The 19,979-nt window shown below is 62.7% G+C and carries 21 protein-coding genes; 12 read left to right on the top strand and 9 right to left on the bottom strand.

Annotated elements, in window-relative coordinates; genetic code table 11:
* Positions 1–73 precede the first annotated feature (73 nt).
* Positions 74–1,621, bottom strand: a complete 1,548-nt coding sequence (locus G3W89_RS29535) for a hypothetical protein (protein ID WP_162570976.1) — start codon at positions 1,619–1,621, stop codon at positions 74–76.
* A 135-nt stretch (positions 1,622–1,756) separates the two neighbouring features.
* Here G3W89_RS29535 and G3W89_RS29530 point away from each other — a divergent pair, with 135 nt between their 5' ends.
* Positions 1,757–2,062, top strand: coding sequence for a hypothetical protein (locus G3W89_RS29530; protein WP_162570977.1), 306 nt, complete (start codon positions 1,757–1,759; stop codon positions 2,060–2,062).
* A 204-nt stretch (positions 2,063–2,266) separates the two neighbouring features.
* On the opposite strand, the gene G3W89_RS29525 is transcribed toward G3W89_RS29530, so the two are convergent.
* Both G3W89_RS29525 and G3W89_RS29520 read right to left on the bottom strand, forming a co-directional pair.
* Positions 2,267–2,914: an HAD family hydrolase gene (locus tag G3W89_RS29525; protein ID WP_162577711.1), complete on the bottom strand. Its 648-nt coding sequence runs from the start codon at positions 2,912–2,914 to the stop codon at positions 2,267–2,269.
* Positions 2,915–3,076: 162 nt separating this feature from the next.
* Positions 3,077–3,382, bottom strand: coding sequence for a hypothetical protein (locus G3W89_RS29520; RefSeq protein ID WP_162570979.1), 306 nt, complete (start codon positions 3,380–3,382; stop codon positions 3,077–3,079).
* Positions 3,383–3,682: 300 nt separating this feature from the next.
* Between G3W89_RS29520 and G3W89_RS29515 the strand changes: the two genes are divergently transcribed.
* The 3 genes from G3W89_RS29515 (at position 3,683) to G3W89_RS29505 (ending at position 6,176) form a co-directional block, all read left to right on the top strand.
* The gene (locus G3W89_RS29515) at positions 3,683–4,537 is read left to right on the top strand and encodes an RNA ligase family protein (RefSeq protein ID WP_162570980.1); all 855 of its coding nucleotides are present in this window, start codon (positions 3,683–3,685) and stop codon (positions 4,535–4,537) included.
* A gap of 110 nt (positions 4,538–4,647) precedes the next feature.
* A complete protein-coding gene (locus G3W89_RS29510; RefSeq protein WP_162570981.1) occupies positions 4,648–4,992 on the top strand; it encodes a hypothetical protein in 345 nt (114 codons plus the stop codon).
* Positions 4,993–5,015: 23 nt separating this feature from the next.
* Positions 5,016–6,176: an AAA family ATPase gene (locus G3W89_RS29505; RefSeq protein WP_162570982.1), complete on the top strand. Its 1,161-nt coding sequence runs from the start codon at positions 5,016–5,018 to the stop codon at positions 6,174–6,176.
* Between the two features lie 396 nt (positions 6,177–6,572).
* On the opposite strand, the gene G3W89_RS29500 is transcribed toward G3W89_RS29505, so the two are convergent.
* Both G3W89_RS29500 and G3W89_RS29495 read right to left on the bottom strand, forming a co-directional pair.
* Entirely contained in the window at positions 6,573–7,073 is a 501-nt protein-coding gene (locus G3W89_RS29500) for a hypothetical protein (protein WP_162570983.1), read from the bottom strand.
* Positions 7,074–7,212: 139 nt separating this feature from the next.
* The gene (locus G3W89_RS29495) at positions 7,213–7,797 is read right to left on the bottom strand and encodes a hypothetical protein (RefSeq protein WP_162570984.1); all 585 of its coding nucleotides are present in this window, start codon (positions 7,795–7,797) and stop codon (positions 7,213–7,215) included.
* Between the two features lie 442 nt (positions 7,798–8,239).
* Here G3W89_RS29495 and G3W89_RS29490 point away from each other — a divergent pair, with 442 nt between their 5' ends.
* The 6 genes from G3W89_RS29490 to G3W89_RS29465 all read left to right on the top strand — a co-directional run bounded on the left by G3W89_RS29490 (position 8,240) and on the right by G3W89_RS29465 (position 14,282).
* Entirely contained in the window at positions 8,240–8,569 is a 330-nt protein-coding gene (locus tag G3W89_RS29490; RefSeq protein ID WP_162570985.1) for a hypothetical protein, read from the top strand.
* A gap of 211 nt (positions 8,570–8,780) precedes the next feature.
* On the top strand, positions 8,781–10,238 hold the full coding sequence (locus G3W89_RS29485) for an RNA-guided endonuclease InsQ/TnpB family protein (protein WP_162570986.1): 1,458 nt from the start codon (positions 8,781–8,783) through the stop codon (positions 10,236–10,238).
* Positions 10,239–10,829: 591 nt separating this feature from the next.
* Positions 10,830–11,144 (top strand): helix-turn-helix domain-containing protein, encoded by a 315-nt coding sequence (locus G3W89_RS33760; RefSeq protein ID WP_162570987.1) that lies wholly within the window; start codon positions 10,830–10,832, stop codon positions 11,142–11,144.
* A 14-nt stretch (positions 11,145–11,158) separates the two neighbouring features.
* Positions 11,159–11,755: a thioredoxin domain-containing protein gene (locus tag G3W89_RS29475; RefSeq protein ID WP_162570988.1), complete on the top strand. Its 597-nt coding sequence runs from the start codon at positions 11,159–11,161 to the stop codon at positions 11,753–11,755.
* 554 nt (positions 11,756–12,309) lie between these two features.
* Positions 12,310–13,359: a hypothetical protein gene (locus G3W89_RS29470; RefSeq protein ID WP_162570989.1), complete on the top strand. Its 1,050-nt coding sequence runs from the start codon at positions 12,310–12,312 to the stop codon at positions 13,357–13,359.
* A 131-nt stretch (positions 13,360–13,490) separates the two neighbouring features.
* Complete coding sequence (locus G3W89_RS29465; protein WP_162570990.1) at positions 13,491–14,282, top strand: hypothetical protein; 792 nt, start codon at positions 13,491–13,493, stop codon at positions 14,280–14,282.
* Between the two features lie 13 nt (positions 14,283–14,295).
* On the opposite strand, the gene G3W89_RS29460 is transcribed toward G3W89_RS29465, so the two are convergent.
* The 3 genes from G3W89_RS29460 to G3W89_RS29450 all read right to left on the bottom strand — a co-directional run bounded on the left by G3W89_RS29460 (position 14,296) and on the right by G3W89_RS29450 (position 15,761).
* The gene (locus tag G3W89_RS29460; RefSeq protein ID WP_162577710.1) at positions 14,296–14,538 is read right to left on the bottom strand and encodes a hypothetical protein; all 243 of its coding nucleotides are present in this window, start codon (positions 14,536–14,538) and stop codon (positions 14,296–14,298) included.
* Positions 14,539–14,621: 83 nt separating this feature from the next.
* Positions 14,622–15,074, bottom strand: a complete 453-nt coding sequence (locus G3W89_RS29455) for a hypothetical protein (RefSeq protein WP_162570992.1) — start codon at positions 15,072–15,074, stop codon at positions 14,622–14,624.
* Between the two features lie 294 nt (positions 15,075–15,368).
* A complete protein-coding gene (locus tag G3W89_RS29450) occupies positions 15,369–15,761 on the bottom strand; it encodes a DUF4326 domain-containing protein (RefSeq protein ID WP_162570993.1) in 393 nt (130 codons plus the stop codon).
* A 281-nt stretch (positions 15,762–16,042) separates the two neighbouring features.
* Between G3W89_RS29450 and G3W89_RS29445 the strand changes: the two genes are divergently transcribed.
* The gene (locus G3W89_RS29445) at positions 16,043–16,762 is read left to right on the top strand and encodes a Crp/Fnr family transcriptional regulator (RefSeq protein WP_162570994.1); all 720 of its coding nucleotides are present in this window, start codon (positions 16,043–16,045) and stop codon (positions 16,760–16,762) included.
* A gap of 113 nt (positions 16,763–16,875) precedes the next feature.
* Entirely contained in the window at positions 16,876–17,715 is an 840-nt protein-coding gene (locus G3W89_RS29440) for an HDOD domain-containing protein (RefSeq protein WP_162570995.1), read from the top strand.
* 83 nt (positions 17,716–17,798) lie between these two features.
* Here G3W89_RS29440 and G3W89_RS29435 read toward each other — a convergent pair whose 3' ends face one another.
* Entirely contained in the window at positions 17,799–19,970 is a 2,172-nt protein-coding gene (locus tag G3W89_RS29435; RefSeq protein ID WP_162577709.1) for an ATP-binding protein, read from the bottom strand.
* Positions 19,971–19,979: the final 9 nt, after the last annotated feature.

The following is a 19,979-nucleotide window of genomic DNA, read 5'->3' as shown; positions in this document are numbered from 1 at the left end:
CAAGAAAAAGGACCGGCATGACGCCGGTCCTGAAGAAGTGAGCAGGGGCCGCTGCGGGCTGCCCGCGGTTCGCCTAGAGGTCCAAGGGGTCAGGCGTGCTGAGATAGGTCTCATGACACTTTACTGTGAGTAGGTCCAGGTTGATGGTCACAAACTGGCCCTCCTGAAAAGCCTCCATTGCGTCATCCACCACAAGCACGCGGCAAGAGGTCTCGCGCGCGACTGTCGCCAAGTGGGCGAGCTTGCCTCCAACGGCGCTCACCACCGCGCCGCGACCGCCCTTGCAGGCAGACAGCATCGCGAGTTCGTAGTCGACGCCAGCATAGGGCACCACTGCAATCGAGCCTTCCGGCACCGCCTCGTTTGGCTTGGGGAACACGACCTGGCCAAAGACGGTGCCGTCTCCTGCGAGTCGAACACAGTCATGTCCTTCAGCACGGCCAAGGCCTGTCGCAAACCGCCAGGCGGCTCTGTTGACAGGATGGTCCATGTCGTACGCAGCCCTCAAGGGCAAGCCCGCGCCCAGCCACCAGTCCGTGTGCATGGGGTTATCTCCCCCCATTTTCATGCCGGTAGGGCTCACTGGGCGCCATTTGGGGAGCGCCTCGTGGGTGTCCATGGTCGCATGCCTTGATGCCCAGTTGAGAAAGGGGGCTGCAGGCACCTTGACCAATCGGTCGCCAGCTTCGTCGCGCACAAGCAAGTCGAGGTATCCGCCGAACTTCGGGGCCTGTTGACCAATTCGAAGGCGTAGAACCTCCAGCTCGTAGTCCTCCTCCGCCGCCTTAGCTGGCGGGCGGGTCTGAAAAAACATTCCGCGCTTCTTGCCCGGTGACCCTCCGCTTTCGACTTCCGCCTCTTCCTGGACCTTGGCTTGGCCAATGCTGTCCGCCAGTTCGGTGAGCCGGTCGAGAATCGCTTGCGTTGGCTGGTCGAGGAGCTCGTCTGAGCCTCGGCTACCGTAGACCACGCCATCTCGAATGGCATCTTCGTAAAACTCCCAGCACTTCGGCTCGAAGTACGCGTTTTCCGCTTCTTCGCTGTCGCCGATGCGGCTGAGGTCGCGGTGCTCGCGGTAGGCGGCCAAAGCTTCCTTCGGCTCATTGAAGGTGGGAACCCAGAATGCGGGGCCCTGGACCCGCTTGAAGAGCGCTGCTGTCTCCTGGAGGTTGAAGAACACCAGGTCCGACTCGCGGCTGTACATGTGGTACTTGGCCCGCAGCACCCGGTATTCGTCGAGCGTCACGCACTCGTTGCCCATGCGCTCGAGGTGCTCTCTCGCGTAGGCCTTGTCGGCGCGTCCGAAGCCCGCGATGTACGCGTAGGGCTGGTAGAACTCGCCGCGTGAGCGGTAGATGCCTGCGGTCTGCCAGGCGGCGGTGCCGAGATAGCGCTTCAGGCGGGTATCGTTCGGGTCCTGGGGGCCATCGCACATTCCATCCTCGTCGGTGGAAATAGAGCGCTCGCCCTTCAAGATGGCGACAGCCATATCGAGGGTCATTCCCTCCAGGCCTTCCATGAGGAAGGAGAGGGCGCCGCGCCAGTCGTCGGAAAGTACCAGGTCCCGGGCGTGTTCGACCACGAAGCCCGGCTCGACTGAGAAAAACAGTTCTTTGGTCATGCTTGATGTTTGGAGTTGTCCTGACGTTGTCTAGCGAAATGCAGCAGGACCGTGGGCCTGCTGGGGACCGGGGCGGTGCGCGCGCCTCCCTATAGGTCGTTGATTCCAAATCCTTGGAGGTAAAAGGACAACAACATGAGTACACAACAACTGAACGACAGGCGCACGGCAGAAGCAAACGCCGCATTTCAGGCCTACGACTTCGGAACCGCCGTCGTCGAGTCCGCCGACGGCTGGAACCGCAGCCTTCCCGGGACGGAGATGGTTAGAACGATTTACCTGGCGCCAGAGAAGGACGGCGAGCCGACCGAGCGCGCTTACTTCACCGTCCGGTTCTCGGGGCTGGACACTTCGCTCATCAGCGAGGCCTATGCCATTACGGTGAAGGGCGGCATCTTCGGTACCGAGGGCGCACGGGCTGACGCACTGGCCACGGCCTGAGCGATGGGATGATTCTTTGAGAGCGGGCCCCCTTTGGCGGCCCGCTTCTTTTTTTGCCGAACGCTAGCTTGCCTATCCGAACGTGTCTGCGTCATGGCAGTGGGACAACAGCGTTGGCACCGGCATCCAGGTTCCCTGAACGCACCTAAGCGAAAGCCCCTCGGCAACGGCCAGAGGGGCTTTTCTGTGCTCCAGGACGACGGCTCAAGGCCCCAGCAGTCGCGTCACCAGTTCATCCAGGCCTTGAATCGCCGGTAGGGCCGGGTGCCGGCCGAAGCGGTCAACGAGAACGAAGTCCATGCCGGCCGCGGCAGCACCTCCTCCATCGCTTGATACGCTGTCTCCAACCACGATACAGTCCTTCGGCAGGATGCCAAAGGCCGCCGCGGGTCCGAAGAACATTTGCGCGTCAGGCTTGAGCAGGCCCGTGTCGAAGCTGAAGTTCCAGTAGTCAACCATGTCCGCCAGCAGCAACTTTGCCTGGCCATACGGCTTGGCCAGGTTGGAGCTGACGAGGATGAGATATCCCGCCGCCTTGAGCTGCACGAGTGCGTCGCGAACCTCATGGAAGAGCTTGATGCGATGAACCTCAGCCTCGAGCTCTGCCGTCACCTCGCGAAGTGCTTCAGGTGAGAGCACGCTGCCAATCTTCTTCGCCATCCGGCCCGGCGAGGCGTTCGACGTCATTACAAGCTCGCGCGCGTCCGAGGCAGTCGCGCCTGCCAGCAGCTGGCGATAGGGATGGGCAGGGTGGTCGATGTAAACGAGCGTACCGAACAAATCAAAAATGATTGCTTTCAAGGGGAACTCCAGCTGTAACGTTGAGCCAGCCCACCTCGAGTGAATTGCCACCGGCAGGCTTACTCTCCGTCTAGCTAGCGCCCTCCACCCTGGCGGCGTGAATGCGAAAACTCGCTGGACGCGAACCACCCTGCGGGGATTAAAAGGCTGACGGCCAAACGGAGAAAGGCCACCCGGAGGCGGCCTTTTGCGGCGTGCGCTCTGCCGAGGCGCTTACGGGGCCTTCTTTGCGGCCAGCTTCGCTTGAGCAGCCTTCAAAGCTTCGGGGCTCAGGCCAGGCGCCGACGGACCACCTGGCGGTTTCGGAGGGGCGGGCGCAACCACCTTCGGAATGATGGGCTGGCCCTTCTCGTCGAACTTCAGCTCCGGGGCGGGCGGCGGCGAACCGGGCGGCATCACGGGCTTGGCGACCTGGGACTTGGCAGCCGGGGCCTTTGCGGTTGCAGGCGCGGTATCGGTCTTCGAGCAGCCGGCGATTGCGGCAGCGACCAGGAGGACGGTGAGAGCGGTCTTTTTCATGGATACTCGTTGGGAATGATGTTGATGACGGGTGGCGGAAGACACCGCCTTGCCTTGTTTAGCGTTCTCGTTTAGCCAGGAGCATTTTAAGGGAGTCTTGCTTCCTATAAGGCAGAAGCCAATTCAATCTGCTCCCAAGCCGAGAGCCGCGGCGTGGCCCCTGCGAGTTGCGGTTTAGATGTGCAATTGACCGCGCGCTGTAAATCGTCTAAAATACAGCACGATTTAAGACGCGGAAACAAGCAGTTCCTCCGGGCACGCACGGTTCGCCAGCCGCGAAGTATTTGACAAGAGCCCGCCATGGAACAAGCCACCAAGTCCGCCATCATCAGCCTCGACATTCATAAGTACATGCGAACTCCCCACCTGGAAAGCTCCAGGCTGCAGGTGGGCGACGAGGGACATGGCCAGGTGCCCTATGCACAGCACAAGGGCAAGTACATCGTGCTCGAAGAAAAGCTCGACGGCGGCAACTGTGGCGTCAGCTTCAGCGCGGCCGGAGAGCTACTTTTGCAGTCCCGTGGACACTACCTCACTGGTGGCGGCCGCGAGCGCCAGTTCAACCTGTTCAAGCAGTGGGCAGTCGCACATGAGGGTTGGATGTTGGAGCGCCTTGAGGACCGCTACGTGATGTATGGTGAGTGGATGCACAAGAAGCACGCTATGTGGTACGACGCGCTTCCTCACTACTTCTGCGAATTTGACGTCCTCGACAAGGTGACGGGCAAGTTCCTCTCAACCGCCGCTCGCCGGCGCCTTCTCGCTGATGGCCCGGTGCTTTCTGTGCCCGTGCTTTACGACGGCATTGCACCTCCAAAGCTCTCCGATTTGTGGGTGCTGGTGAAGCCGTCGCTGGGGCGTACCTCGCAATGGCGAAGGGCGTTCGAGGCAATCGTCAAACGCGAGGGACTGGACGTCGAGAAGGCGTGGAAGCAATGCGACGGTTCAGACCGAGCCGAAGGACTCTACGGCAAGGTGGAAGAGGGTGACGAAACGGTCGACCGCTTCAAGCTGGTACGGCCTGACTTCGTGCAAGCCATCCTCGACTCGGAGAAGCACCATGCGGAGCAGCCTTTCATACCGAACCTGCTGCGGCCTGGTGTCGATATCTTCGCGCCGCGCCTGACGCACGGATGGAACGCTGAGCCATGGTAGCAAGAAGCCGTTGGCTACCGCCAGAGGACCAGCTGCTGCCTCGTGATGAGTTTAAGCGGCTCGTCTTCCTTCGCGCGGGTGGGAAGTGCGTTTTCTGCGACCAACCGGCCGTGGACGCGCACCACATCCTCGAGCGCAAGCTCTACCCCATCACGGGGGGCTATTTCCTGGGCAATGGCGCCGCGGTATGCGACGAACACCACTGGAAATGCGAGACCACGGAGTTGACGGTCGAAGAGGTGAGGGAAGCTGCTGGAATCAAGGCGCCAGTACTTCCGGACGGTTTCGACCCCGCCGCGCGCTTTGACAAGTGGGGCAACATCGTCCTCGAGGACGGGATGCGCGAAGCGGGGCCGCTGGCCAAGGACGACGGCATGCGCCGGGCCCTGACGCAAGGGCGCTTCATTGGCCTGCTGCTACCCCTAACATCAAAGAACAAGTGCTTCGCGCCATGATTGGTCGAGGCGAGGAGAACCAAATGAACAAGTATGACGCCGCCATCCTCGCGGTCGGCCCTGCAGCTGGCCGAAGGGACATCGACTGGAAGGCAGTAGAGGACGCGTACCCCGAGTGGCGCAGCCTAGCCGAAACCCCTCAAGACAGGCACTATCACGCCGAAGGCGATTGCTGGACGCACACCAAAATGGTCTGCGAGGAGCTCGTGAACCTGGCGGATTTCCAGGCCTTGGACGCCCGGGGCCAGCAACGCATGTTTCTGGGTGCGCTGATGCACGACATTGCGAAGCCCGGCGTCACGAAGGTCGACGAGAACGGCCGCATCTCGAGCAAAGGCCACAGCAAGCGAGGCGAGGTGGACGCCCGAATTCGCCTCTGGCGAGCCGGCTACGACTTCTCGGACCGCGAGGCCGTTTGCCGCATGATTCGGTACCACCAGGAACCCTTCATCAGCTTGCGCAAGGCAAACGCCGCGTTCCTTGCTCACAAGTGGTCGCACGAAGTGAACCTGCGGGAGCTGGCCCTCTTGGCGGAGGCTGACGCGCGCGGCCGGCGCACCGACCCCGCAAGCGATTGGCAGAACACCATCGACAACGTCGAGCTGTTCCGCCTGCTCGCGCAAGAGCAGGAGTGCTACGGCCAACCACGGCACATGGCCGATGAGCACACTGCCGTCTCGTACTTCCGCAGGGAGGGCGAAATCAGCCCGGATTACCCTTTCTTCGCGCAGCCAGGCTCGGAAGTTATCGTGCTGTCTGGGCTTCCAGCGACCGGCAAGAACCACTGGCTCGACACGAACCACCCCGAGCTTCCTGTCGTCTCCTTCGACGACGCGCGCGAGGAGCTGGACTTGGCTCATGGCGAGAACGACGGCAAGGCCGCGCATTTCGCAGTCGACAAGGCGAAGGAGCTCTTGCGCCGGCGTGTTCCTTTCGCCTGGAACAGCACGCACTTAAGCGCCCAGATGCGGCAGAAGACCTTGGACCTGCTGTACGCGTACGACGCTCGTGTCCGCATTGTCTACCTCGAGCAGCCTGAGGACGTCCTGCTGAGCCGGAACAACAAGCGTGACTCGACACTGAGCAACAAGGCCCTGCTGGGCATGCTGTTTCGGTGGGAGGTGCCGCTGCCCACCGAGTCCCACCGGGTCGATTATCAACCAGGCACAGCAGCCCGCACCTAGGGGAACAGATGGGCCGTACAGTCATGAAGCTGAACGCCGCCTTTCACGTCACCGTGACGAACTGAGCACGATTCACAGCCGCTGGTCACTGACCGACGGCTTTCTCGTCGCGACAGGCACCACGGCAGTGCCCCGAGTACCGCTTCATCGGCTGCGAGCTGCGCGACGCGAACCGACTGGCAGCTGCTGGGGCCCTTCGCCCCGGGAGCAAGAAGGGACGCTTCCGTGTGACGCTTACCGGCTACTGTCGCTATGACTGGGACACCGTCAGCCCACCGTGATTTCGAAAGCCACCTTCGGGGCGGCTTTTTTTATTATGCGCTGCAGAGCAGCTGGCGACCGAGTCGATTGCGCAAAGAAAAGCACCGACCAAGGGGTCGGTGCTTTGAATGACGATTACTGTTTAGGGTAATCGGTCCGATGCGCAACGGAAGCCGAGGGCGACCGCAGGAGCGCAACTACCTTGGCAACGTGCGGAGGCAGCGAAGGACCGGCCGTGGGAGTGGACGGGGACTCGCTGACAACTACGCCCTTCTCGACGGAATCGTTGGAACGACCCGAGGTGGAGGTTGCAGCCTGCGTTTGGCCGTTGTCTTGCGAAACGGCAGGGGTGGAGCTGGTCAAGGACGTGGCGCCCTTGACGAAACCTTCCTTGAAATCACCGGCAACCGACTTGATGCCATCAAGCGCGGTTGGGGCGACCGACTTGATGAGCGCGAACGGCGAAGTGATGGCCAGGCCCACGAACTTCCCGGCTTTTTCCGAAACCGATGCAGCGGGAACTGCTTCGGACGCGGGGACGAGAGCTTTGGAGCTGGTGGTGTTGACAGCGTCAGCGTGGGCGGACACAGCAATCATCGACAGCGCAGCGAAAGCGGCAAACAGAAACTTCTTCATAGGAGACTCCTTGTGGTGCTTGAGCACAGTTGAACTACCTTCTATAGCAAGCGCGGCCCGAGCGCGCTGCCCCAAAAAGAAAGAGCGCTCCGCAAAGGAGCGCCCGAATGAGGGGACAAGGGGAGAAGGAGAAGGCTGTCTAGGCGGCAGCGGGGACCTGGTTGACCAGGAAATCCGCCGGGCAAAGCTTGACCGAGTACGAATTGCAATGCTCCCCGTTCCAGTCGGTGTACGGCAAGCTGAAGCCTGCATCCTTCAACAGCTGGTTGAGGGCCAGCAGGTCCTGCGGCAAAAACAACAGGGTGATGTTGTCGTACTCTGCAAGCTGGAACACGATGAGGTTCGGGGTGTTCATGTAGCCACAGCTGATGCTGAGCTGGCCGAACTTGAACAGGCCGCCGACCGACGACTCACGGAACTCAGTCAGGTGCCCGACGATGTCGTCGCGGAAAGCTGCAAGCGTCTCCAGCAGCGTTCGCACGGGCTGGTAGGTTGTCTCGACTTCGGTCAGCTGCCGTTTCCAGCCAGCGAGCAACTGTTCGGCACGGTGAATCCGGTTGATGATTCGACCGCGCACCTCGCGCCGCGCCTCGTCGAGCGACCTCAGCCGATGCCCGACCAATGGGGTTGCCTCGCAGGCCGATGCCGTGATTAGGAACTGGGGGCCAGCGTAGTGCGGGTAGCCGTTGCGCTCCTGAATGGTGAAGTTGGTGTATCCGTCCATTGTGTCTGGTGTCTGATGCCCTGCGGCTGGTTGTGGAAGTCCTGACATCGAATAGCGACGCCTCGGCCCCGCGGCTAAAACCTCTCGATAGACAGTTCGTCGCCTTTCCAGACGATGTTGATGGAGCCTCGCGGCTCGCACCTTGGGCAGCCGAATATTCATCGGCACTCGCCCCGCCCCGGAACCCCGTGCGTCCGGGGCCTTTTTTTGCCCATCCCCTGCTCAGCGCCGCGTATAAAAACGTCCCCTATACAGCTGTGTCATGGTTTCCTCCCTGACCCATCGGATGGTTCTGGACACCTCCGCTCTTGCAGCCGGCCCGGCAACAGGCATGGCGCCTCGCCCTGAGACTTCGTGAGCTCAGGGCGATTTTTTCGTCCTGGGCTTGGCCGAGGTGGCTAGACTCTGCAGCAACCACGCTGAACAGGACATTGAAATGGGAATGAACGCCACCGTCGTCGTGATGCACGACGCCTTGGGACAAATCGAATCCGACCCGCGCTTCGGCGCCAAGCTCGCCGAAGCCATCCGAACGGCTTCGGTCGTTCCGGACACGAGGCAGGACGTCGCCGCGGGCAACTACGCGAATGCCGCCCACGTCGTCGAGTGCCATCACGCGGACTTCTCCGTGGCCATCACTGTCGGTGAGAACCTCGGCAAGGTGCAAAGTCGAGCGTTTTGCAAGCACACGACGGATGAAGGCCAAGTGCGACTTCTCGAGACTTGGGCGGACCGCCTCGGCTATCGCCTAGTCGCAAAGCGAGCCTTTTAGCCAGCCAGCGCCGTAAACCCACGGTCTTCAGGCCGTGGATGTAAGGCGCGAGTATTGCAGGCTATCTGCGCTTTGCCGATATAGGTGAGCCGACTCGGACTAGGCTGAGTCAAAGCGGACCTCTATAGGCTATACTTTCCTAAAATCTAGCCTGACTTTGCTACCGACGTCTAAAGTTCGCGCCAAGCGGACCTCCTATCCCAAGCACGACGTGACCTACGAGGTCCGCGAAGGCGTGCTCGAGGTGTCGCCCGCGCTGGGTGCACGCCTGCACGGAACGCTCGACGTGCTGTGCGAGCTGCGCGAGCATCTGCGCCGGGAACGCGAGCACGACCGTGCCCTGGGCCGCGCCGCCCGGGCCACCGGGGGCAGCCACCGCTATCTCGCCAAGGCCGACCAGTACCAGACCGTGCGCGCTCTGGCGGCGCGCGACCATCGCTTCGCCGGCGTGCACTCCCAGGTCCTGCAGAACGTTGCCGACCGCCTCGACCACGCCACCAAGGCGTGGCTCAAGGGCGAGCGCGGGGCACCCACGGCCGTGCCGCGCAAGAACTACCGCAGCCTCACCTTCACGCAGTACGGCTTTGCGGTGAAGATTCAAGGCGGGCGCCTGCACATGAGCCGGCTCGGCGAGGCGCGGCTCATCGGCCTGCGCAAGCTGCCGGGCCGCGTCAAGAGTGTGACCCTCGTGTTCAAGCAGGGCCGCTGGTTCGCGCAATTCACCTGCGAGGTGCAGGTGCAGCACTGCGAGCGACGGCGTCGCCACGCCTCTCCCGAGGTGGCGCTGCTGCCGGATTCGGGGCTCGATACGGGCCTCGCGCGAATCGCTACGCTCGCCGACGGCACCACCCATACGCCGGCGAAGCCCCTGAAGCAAATGCTGCCGCGGCTCAAGGCCGAGCAGCGCAAGATGAGCCGACAGTTCGAGGCCCGCAAACGCGAGCTCGCGGCATACAGGAAGGCGTTTCGGGCCCTGGGGCTCCATGGGCCGCTGCCGGAGCGTGACCACCGCCCGCTCAGCAATCGGCTCAAGCGCCAGATTCGGCGGGTCGCCATCCTGCACTCGCGCATCGAGTGCGTGCGCCGAGACCAGCTGCGCAAGGTCGCGCGCCAGCTCGAGCAGAAGTACCGCCTCATCGCGGTCGAGGAGCACGGGGTCGAGTTCATGAAGCGGAACCGGCGCACCAGCCGCAGCGTCTCGGACGTCGCCCCTGCGATGTTCAAGGGACTGCTCAAGCACGCACTCGGAGAGCGCTACGTTCCGGTCGCCAGCCGGCGTCCCGGCATCGGAGGCAACAGCCAGACGTGCCTGTGCGGCGCATCGGTGCCCAAGACCCTCTCGGAGCGCTGGCACGTCTGTGCGGCCTGCGGCCTGTCGGCGGACCGCGACGCGGTCAGCGCCAACATCGCGATGGACATCGCGTTCGGATATTCAAACCTCGGGGCGGTGAAGCCCCCGGAGCCCGGGCAGGGCCTCGTCAGACGTGGAGAAGGCAAGTGCCAAGCCGGGCGACCGGTGAAGGCCTCGCGCAAAGCGACAGAGCCTCCTGTGAAGCGTCCATCCTCCACCGGCCGACGGCTGGCGTGTACCGCGGGTGCGCAAGCTACCGCGGGAGTCAAGAACCCGCAGCTCTTGCCAGGCGCTCTGGCGCCCAACTTGAGCGGCTGAGACGAGCACCACGCCGGACAGGTCCGGGCTCAGCGCCTGACCTAAAACGTAGGAAGCCCCCGCCTTCAGGGGCGGGAGGAATGTCACCCGCTGATTCCATGAAGCCCCCCTCCCGCGCGACTGCGAGGAGGGCTTTTCTTCGAAGCTTGCTCTGCCATGGTGGGGCATCTCTCCGAGCAGCCACAGCCATGGCTAAGCCGTGCCGCTACACGCGACATGGCGAAAAACATTCAGTACCTGAAGAGGGTGGCACGTGCAGCGCATGCGGCAGACGCTACCGAAGAACTCTCGCCCGAGGCGCTCGAGGCCTTGTTGCTTCGCAGCGACCGGATGAGCGCTCCGGTCTTCAATGAGCTCACGACCAGGGGTTATTTGGTGGCAGAGCGCCGCGGGTGGTCCTTCTCGATGAAGGCAGAAGCATACCGTGCGGCAGCTCGTCGGCCAGCCGCGACCTAAAACGCATCGAGGGGGAGAGTGGCTACACAGCAAACCGGCACTGCTGGATGTTGAATCATTTTAGCCAATGGTGCGCAGTTTGATTTTAGACTATAATGCGTCCATTCCCAAAGTGAGATATAAGGCTTTTACCCCATGAAAGTGGACCAAAAAGCGCGCATGGACGAGGAGTTGCGAAAGCGCTTCCGCGGCATTGGCGAGGTACTTCGCTCGGCGCGCATGGACAGGAACATGACCCAAGAGGACGCGGCAGTTGCAAGCGCTTTGAGCAGGCAGACCGTGTCGCGCATCGAGCGAGGTCATCCTTCCGTTGCGTGGGGACAGGTTGGACGTCTCGCGCAGGTACTCGGGATGCCGCACCTCCTCGGAGGGGAAGACCCGTCGGCCCCTCACGTACACGGCCGCCGTGCTCGAGCACTGGCCACCAAAGATTCAAACAGCTCAACCTAAAACGCTTCGCTTCCATGAAACACCGCCTCAGCACCATCATCCTCGCCGCCGCAGCCTCCGTTTTCGCCCTGAGCGCCTGCGACACTTCCGTGGCGACGGCTGCCACCCCGGCCCCGGCGCCTTTCTCGACCACCGTCCAGGCCGCCTATGACTCCATCGCGGGCCAGACAACCGGCTTCACGCTGGGCGCGCCGCTGGCGGCCAAGGTGGCCTACGTGTTCTTCGACCCTCAGTGCCCGCATTGCGCCCACCTGTGGAACGCGGCCCAGCCGCTTGGCGCGAGCGCCCGTATCGTCTGGATTCCGATTGGCATGCTCTCGCGCGCCAGTGCACCGCAAGGCGCAACCATCCTCGGCGCGGCAGACCCGGCCAAGGCGATGACCGAGAACGAGACCAGCATCCTCAATCGCCAGGGCGGACTCACGGCAGACAGCGACGCCGTCGCGCGCTTCAAGGACAAGGTCGCGGCCAACACCGCACTGTTCAACAGCATGCGAGCGAAGGACGACGGCGTGCCGTTCATCGTCACCAAGGTCAATGGGGAGGTTCGCTCGCAGTCCGGCTCCCTGTCGACGCCTCAGCTCAAGCAGTTCCTCGGTCTTCCGAACTGAGCACGCAACTGGCTCGGCGCTCGGCCGAGTCTTTGCAGATTTCGCCCTTCGGGGCCTTTTCTGTTTCTGCCTCGCCAAAGTAGCCCGTGAAGTAGTTCACGCAGGTAGCCCTTAAGTGCTACCCGCCACCGGAAAACGAATCCTTTAGACGGACACGAAGTCACCGCCCTTTACAGTCGCGCCCAAGGGCCGGCATCCGTTCGGCCCAATCAACCAAGAGGGCGGACTGGATGATGCGTGCGATTCGATGTTTCGTAGCAGTGGCAATGGTCACGGCAATAGCAGCGTGCGGCGGAGGCGGGGGAGGGTCAAGCGGGGTTGGTGGCCTCATCGCGACGGGCCCCTCAGCGCCTGCGGCGAAGCTTACGACGGTCGTTGCAATCAACGGCGCGGAGGCTTCTGCGGCAAGTGACGGCCGATACCTTGTGCGCCCAGGCGACACCGTCGTCATCACGCCCAGCCAGGGTGCGACATGGTCGACCAAGGCTGCCGACCCCGGGTTTGTCCAACTGCGAAACCCTACAGCTGTCGACAACCAATGGTCGGCGCAGGTAGTGAATACGAAGGCGCAGCAGACGACCTATACGGTTACTGCGAACGCTGCTGGCAGCGACCTGAGTTCAGAGGTCGTCCTGGCGGTCATGGCAGGTGACGCACGCAACGGCGAGTTCCTCGTTTTTGCGACCAACGGTACGCAGCAAAAGCTATCCCTCAATCTCGACCTGAGCACCTACGAGCTGACAAACTCGGCCGGCTCGACCGTCACGGGCACGTTCAGCGCCCGCGCCGAGGAGCCCGGCACGTTTTCGTTCAAGAGCGCCCGGGTAGAAATCGCCGTGGACAACGCCCGCTTCCGGCTGACGGACGACGTGGTCGTCGGGTCCTTTCCCTTGGAGCTCGCGCAGGCGGGTCCATTCATCGCCTACTCCGTACAGCCGTTCGTTGCTGTTCGTAACCTCGTGACTGAGCAGGCCGGCCTGGAAGGGACGTACAACCGGTTCGGCATCGACCTGACGCCAACTGGACGGGATTCGACCATCCGTCAGGTCCAGGTCCTCCCCGGTGGCGCGGCCGTCCTGATGTGCGACGACATTGGCGTCAGGCGCATCGAGGCCTGCCCGCCCGCATCGGTTCTCACCTACGACGTGACGCCAGGCAACTCCGCTACGAGCTGGCGCATCACGAACAGGGCGAATCCCAACGACGTCGGCGCATTCGCTGTCGCTCGGGTGGGCAAGGAGAACGTGTACCTGGCAGCGGGCCTCAACAGCCAGGTCGCCAACATGTCGGTGTTCCGCATCGGGCTGCAAGACTCCGCGGCATGGCCGTACACGACGGCTCGAGGCGCCGACACCGCGGCCGGCTGGGTCAAATTCGTACTTGACGCGACGACATACAGCGCAGCCGTGACTCGCTACGACGGGTCCCAAGAAGCGCTCGCCTACGGGCTTATCGGCACCGGAACTGCCGGTCCGCAGGGCATGCGCATCGCCAACCAGGGGCCCGGTGGCCTCTGGGCTGTGCAAAGCGGCCAGCTGGCTGTTGTCGTCGGCGGGCGCGGCACCGCTCAGAAAGGCTTCATTCAGATTGGCCTGACCGACTGAAGCGCTTGTCTCGGAGAACGCCGCCGGACCTTCCTGGCGGCTTCATGCCGGTCGGAAGGGAAGGACGAGCCCGGCGTTCGCTACATGGGATAGGTCAACAACACAGAAAGCCTTATCCCATGCGTCAAGACATGCAGAAAGTTCTCTCCGAACACGGCCGAAGCGCCTCTCGCTACCGCTACGCCCCGTCCCGGGTCCGCGTGATTGACGGAGAAGTTGTTTCCCTCTCGCGCGAACCGATGCAGCTGCGCTATCGCACCGGCTACGGTCGGGCCGCGAAGGAGAGCTACCTCTCCTTCAAGCCGCTTCATCGCTTCCTGGCGAGCCGCATCGGTCAGCCCTGGGACGAGGTGCACTCGGAACTGCGCGGCCTCAAGGGCGCTCGTTCCGAGGAAGCCATTGCCCATGCCGTCGGCGACGTGGCCGTGAATACGTTCATCGACATCGATGGCGTCGTGAAGGTCACCACGCCCTACTACGGGGTGCAAATCGCGGCCGACTGGTACGACTTCTACGTTCACCCGACGTCGCGCTGCTTGCATGGCGGCACTCCGCGCCAATCCGGTCGCAAGAGCTGGGCGGAGCGCGCGGCCGAGGAGGTCGCGGCTCGCCGCCGCGACATCGACGCGTCAACTCAGGCACACCTCGTCGACGGCATCTGGTATGCCGTCAAGCTGGCACCGTTGGCGCCGCTGGTGCGCTACAGCCACCTGACCCCGCTTCCTTTCGCAAGGCGCGGACGGGTGTACGCAACGACGAGCATCGCCGACCCGAAGGTGTTTTGCGACGCTGTCCTTGGCCAGGCTGATGACTACCATCGCGGCAACCTCGAGAGGCTGTACGGCCGCAAGGACGTTTACGGTATCTCCAGGCGCCAGCTTGGCCACAAGGAGCTCGTGAAACTCGGCCTCGCCGCCGCGTAACGCAGCGCAACAGCTACTTCCACATGGACGGCTTCTTGCCGTCCATTTTTTCTGCGATGCAGTGGTAGTAGCAATCGGTACCTTCGACCGAGTCATAGCAGGCAATCACCTCGCAGCGGTCCCGGAATGCCGCCGGTGAATCTTCGGACAGGCCTAGCCGGTTCAGGAGTGCGGCCGCGACAAGCTTCTTTTCGTCCGCATCCAGGACCAAGGGGTCGGCCACGAGGGGAAGCTTGGATTCGTCTTCGACCATCATGAATCTGAGGGGTTTCTTCACGGAGGTCAACCTTCAAAAAGAGCCCGCAAAGGTAGCGCATCGCCCCGACGATTGCAATGCGCTTACGCCGCGTCTGCGACGCCGCGCGCGTGCGGCTCATGCCATTCAACGCGTTCCCACTGGCCAGCCTGCACAACCAGCGTGCCATCCTCGAGGCGCAGCGGCTGGTAGCTGGTGGTCACCCCGATAAACATCTTTTCCGGGCGGTCAAGCACAGCTTCGTCGGTGGCCCGCAACGCGACACCGCCGGCTTCGGGAAGCTTGCGCGAGTGCCGGCTGTTCGCCAATGCAAGGAAGGGGCAAACAGACATCGCGTAGCTTGCGCAGTCCGTGTGCATCGCCGCGTCCGTGAACACCCGATACTCATGGGACCGCGGTCCTCCGATGAATGCGAGGTGGCGGCCGAGAGGCTCACCGCACATCGCGCAAATGCGGCCAGTAACGACCCGGAGCCATCGCTTGACGTCGGTGACCCGGAAATCCGGAGCTCCATCAGGCTTGATGAGCACCGTCATCGGAATTGGGAAGCCTCTGGCATCCCGAGGACGCTTGGCCAGGCGCGCCGGGATGGGCGCCTCGAGAAGGGTGGCTACAGAAACGCGCATGCGAACTTTTTGGCTATAGGGCGCCGCATTTTAGCAACCCAGCGCCGTAAACCCGCGGCCTGCTTTTGACTGCGGAGCGGCCCGGGATGGGCGAGCACTTCCTGCCAGCACCAAACCCGTGCGTCGCGAGCGAGTTTGCGGTTTGTGACGTTGCGCACACCGGCCCGCAAAAGAGACACCGCGCCCATTTGGCGCGGTGAGGAATCAAAACAAGGAATCTTGCACGGGCGGCGCACCTTGACCGGCTTCGTCCCTAGGTGCGAGCTCGCGACCGAGAATGCGCCCCATTTGGGCCCGAATCAGCTCAGCGTGACAGCGGCGCGGGGCACACCAGCACTGGAGAGCAACGGCCTGGCCGCTTTGAACAAGCAGGGCCAAGCGTCGAATTTCTCGGGTCATGGGTCCTTCGCGCTCTTCGTCCAGGGCTCTCTCTCGCTCGAAACTCGCGATGGCCGCATCCCGGCCAGCGGCATCCAGGTGGTCCTTCAAAACCGCTTTGTTGCCAAGTACTGCGTTCGTGCGGTCCACAGCAACAACCAGTTCCCCATCTCGTGGGGGCGTGCCGCCTTTCCGCTTGCTGACAATGCGTACGTACATCAAACCTCCAATATTAAGCCTGACTCGTATAGAGATTGCCCTTTCGTGACGAAAGAGCGCAGCTGCCGGCCCGGACGTTCAGCGGGTGGTGGATAGGTCAGGTTTGCTGCGTTAGACTCTCCTCGCCCACCCTGAAAGGGATAGCTTTTTACAGGTTCCCGGGCGCCCCTCTGCGGTCACAGACGCTCGTTACGCTAGGGGAGCTTTTGCTCGGATGTCCGCGAACCAGGCTCCGTGCGCAACGATGCAGCGGCATGGGCCGCACGGAACGGAGGCACGGATTGTCCAAAGCGCTCTTGGGGCTACCCCAGGCCTTCTCGAATTTACCGGACCATGCACGCCAGAAGCTGGCAGAGAGCGCAACGGTCCGCACGTTCGCCAGGAACGAGGTCGTCATTCCGCCCGGACAGCTGTCTCCACCGGTGGTCGCCCTGCGCTCCGGACTTTTAGTCCTTTCCTTTACTGGCGATGTCGAGGGAGGCATCGCAAGCGACTTCGTCAGGCCGCTTGACGTATTCAGCGGGTCGACGCGATTGAGAATTTTTTCGTCCGGCACGTTGTCGGCTGTCAGCGCTTCAGCCGCAGTGCTGTGGCCCGTCGAAGCTTTCCGTGAGGCTCTTCTGTCCAGCGCCGACTTTGCGGTCTGGTATCTCGACGGCTTGGAGCGCCGCTTGGCCCATCACTATCTTCACCGCGCCCGCGTGGTCCATCTTTCAGGGGAAGCTCAGTACGCTTACTTCCTCTGGGCCATGTCAGAGCCGACGACGGACGGCCGCCGGCTCATGAAGGTGAAAATTCCCCAGCAACTCGTGGCGTCGTACCTGGGAGTCGGGCGAGAAGAAGTCAGTCGAAGAAAGACACTGCTCGAAAAGACCGGGCATATCAGTCAAACGAGTGCCGGCCTCGAGTTAATGGACTCCATCGTTCACTTGTTCTCGCTGGAGGACGCGGGGTCCCGGATGCCTGGGGAACTGCCATTCGTCACTGGCCTTGACGCATAAAGAGGCGAGTTACGTTTTAGATGCCATGCCCTGTAAGTAAATTGTGGGTGGGGCACACTACAGTTTTCCTTACCTCCTGCCGATATCCCCCGTGAGACACCGAGTTACCCGCCTTGACTGACCAGATGCCTGCCACAAGCCAGCCTATTCCCCTTCAAACCTCGGATTCCCGGATTCCTCCTCTGTCGGACGCCCTCTCTCGGCTGATGGGGCTCACGTCAACTGAGCGGACGAACCCTCGCACCTTCGAGCTGCTGACCCTGAAGGACCCGGCTGCAGTCGCGCGGCTCATTTCGCTGTCAAACGCCGCGGGGTACCACCGCAGCGGCAACTCAGTGAAGTCCGTTCGGGATGCGGTGAGAGTGATTGGCACGCGCGCCTCGTACGACGCGCTGCTGGCCATCTTCACACTCGACCTGGTCACATTCCCAACGCACCTGCAGCCGTTGCGAAACTTCCTGACCCGGCACATTTTCTCAGTCCTCGCGACCGCCCGACGCATCGCGCCCTACGCGTCGCCGGAGCACGTCGTGGCGGACCAGACGCACCTTGCGTTCGTGGCCATCGTGGACAAGCTGGGCATCGCCCTCGCCATGGGCCGCATGCACGGCGCGACGATGCCGGCGATGATGGCAGTTGCATCGGACTCCCGCCACTGGCTCCACGGCATGCCCGAGTTCGACGAGGCCTTCGAACTCAGCGCGCAGGTTGCCCGCAGTTGGGATATGTCAGAAGAAGTGCCTCAGGACCTGGAGCACCTTGCTCGGTGGGCGGAACACATGCCGGTCATGTCCAGCGCGTGCCATCACGTGCTCGCAGCGGAAGCGCTACTTGACGCCAAGAAGGGCATGGGCAATGACGCACTACTGGAAGCACCTTTCCGGGACTGGCCTGTCATTCAGAACCTGTTTACGCGCGGCGTCGACCCGATGTCCCTCGTAGCGGACTGGTAGCTTCGCGCCGGCGGCTGCCCACGCGCCCGGCTGGACGTGATGGCCAGCGGCAAGCACTAAGGCAACCTCCGGCTGCCTGCTGTTCAGACGACAGTCGTGCGGGGTGCCCCAGGCTGAGCCTGGGCCCTGGACTTGACTTGGCACTCGAGCTGAAGCTGGCCAATCCACTCGTCTGGCGACAGGCTCTCCCCGAGCAGGACACACTGGCGTTTGACGGTCGCAAAGTCGCCGGCACAGAGGTTTGGCATGAAGATGAGCTCCTCGCTCCACCGAGCCTTGTCCGCTTCGCTGATACCTTCCTGGGTCTCTCGCAGGCTGGCTTCGTTGAGGAACATCTCCCAGCGTTGCTCCGCCGTCAGGGCGAGGAACTGCAGTTTGAAAGTGAAGCGGCGCAGCGCGGCGGTGTCCAAGCCCTCGAAAAGGTTGGTTCCGAGTACAAAAATCCCAGTGAAGCGCTCCATGGCGGCGAGAAGTTCGTTCACCTTGGACACGTCGTGCGAGGCGTGAGCCTTGTTGCGGTCGCCCAAGAGCGAGTCGCCTTCGTCGAGGAAGAGAATTGCGTCTTCGCTTTCCGCCTCTTCGAACATCGCTGCAATGTTCTTTTCGGTCTCTCCAACCCACTTGCTCATGATATCGGACCCGCGCTTGGCCAGCAGCCGCTTGCCCAGCGTCTGGGCCAAGTACTCGACGTACTGGGTCTTCCCGGTGCCCGGTATCCCGTACAGGCAGATGGACCCCTTCGGAGTACGGGTCAGCGCGGTGAGAATCTGCTTCGGACCGAAGCGCCCCGCGCAGTTCAGGAAATCAAGGGAGTACTGCGTCACGCACTCCTTCGCCTTGGGCGAGGTGCCGCGCTCCAGGGCCTTCAGGCTGCGCTTGACGGCCTGCAGAAGCGCCGCTTCATACTCCGACGGTGTCTGCACTCCGAAAAGGCGTGCGGCGCGCATGCCGGCCTCCAGCTGGACGCCTGACACGTCCTCCAGCCGCAGCAGGGCTTCCTCGGTCTCGCGCGAAAGGTCCAGGCCTTTCACCGTGCGCTCCAGCTGGGCGCGCCGGTCTTCACGCCGCGCCTTCTGCAGGCCCGCGTGAAACACGAAACGGGACACCGTGTCTGGTGACAAGCTACTGACATTCGCCGACAGCCAGACCGTGGGCAAAGGATTTGACGTCAGTATCAGCTCATCGAAGGGCGCGACCTGCCCGGGGTCGACCTCGAGCCCGAACATCTTGGCCATGTAACCTGAAGGCTGCGCCTCCAGGATGGCATCCGGCCGGTCGAGCACGAGGAGGGCGGCCTTGTCGACCGTCGGCAGGCAGCGCTGGGCGATGTACGCAATGGTTGGCTCCTCGCCGTACGAGCTCTCCAGCTTGGCGAGACGATGGGCGTTCCTGTTGGTTCGCTCCACCAGCTCCCGCAGGACCCCCTGCTTGTCCAGGCCGCCGGCCCCGTACAACATCAGGTTGACGCCAGGCTCGGATGCATTCGCGACCAGCGCCGCGGCCAGGTCGAGGTCGTCGGAGGGCAAGCGGGCAGGGACGCCGGAGGTCGGGCGAAAGACGATGGGCTCGGTCAGCGTGCGGGCCAGCCCCTCGGGGGACTCGGCGAGGACGCGAATCCAGAACTCCGAGACGACTGGGTAGCGGTTCAAGGTGCCACGGGTGCGAAGCAGCCCCGAAAGGCGCAGCGGCGACGTTTCCGCCAGGGCACCTGCCAGTTCTGCGACGGACACACCAAAAATCCCTGCGAACACCTCAGGGGCGAGACGGTTGGACTGGTCCAGTCTCGACAGGATGGTGCGCAATTCGTCGCTAACGGCGGACGCAACGCCGAAGACGAGCAAATCGCGCTCGAGGTCAGTTAGCTCAAGGCAGTCCACCAGCTCCTGCACCCGATGGGAAAAGTTGTTCTTTGCCTTGTCGAGGATGAAATCGTAGTGCTTGCTGAACTTCCGCAGCGCCGCGTTCACGAGTTCCAGGAAGGCCTGTGGCTCGGCTGCGACCCAGTCGTGCACGGCAAGACCTTCCAGGATGCTGCGCATGTACTCGACGTCCCGGGATGAGGAATCCGTCGCGTAGTTCACCTGCTTGAGGAGGCTGCTCATGCGTTCCAGGTTCATCTTCTTGCCCCGTTGGGCCGTCTGGATGGCCACGACGTCAGCCGGCCACTCGAGCGCGGCAGCAATCGGTGCGTACCAGGCTGCGAAGACGACCGGATTGTGGACAAAGCGAGGCAGAAGGTCCGGTTGAGCTGCCATTCGCAGCAG

This window comes from Variovorax sp. PBL-H6, assembly GCF_901827155.1.
In the GTDB taxonomy this organism is placed as follows: domain Bacteria; phylum Pseudomonadota; class Gammaproteobacteria; order Burkholderiales; family Burkholderiaceae_C; genus Variovorax.
The sequence above is the reverse complement of the archived record's forward strand: the minus strand, read 5'-3'. Positions and strand labels throughout refer to the sequence as shown.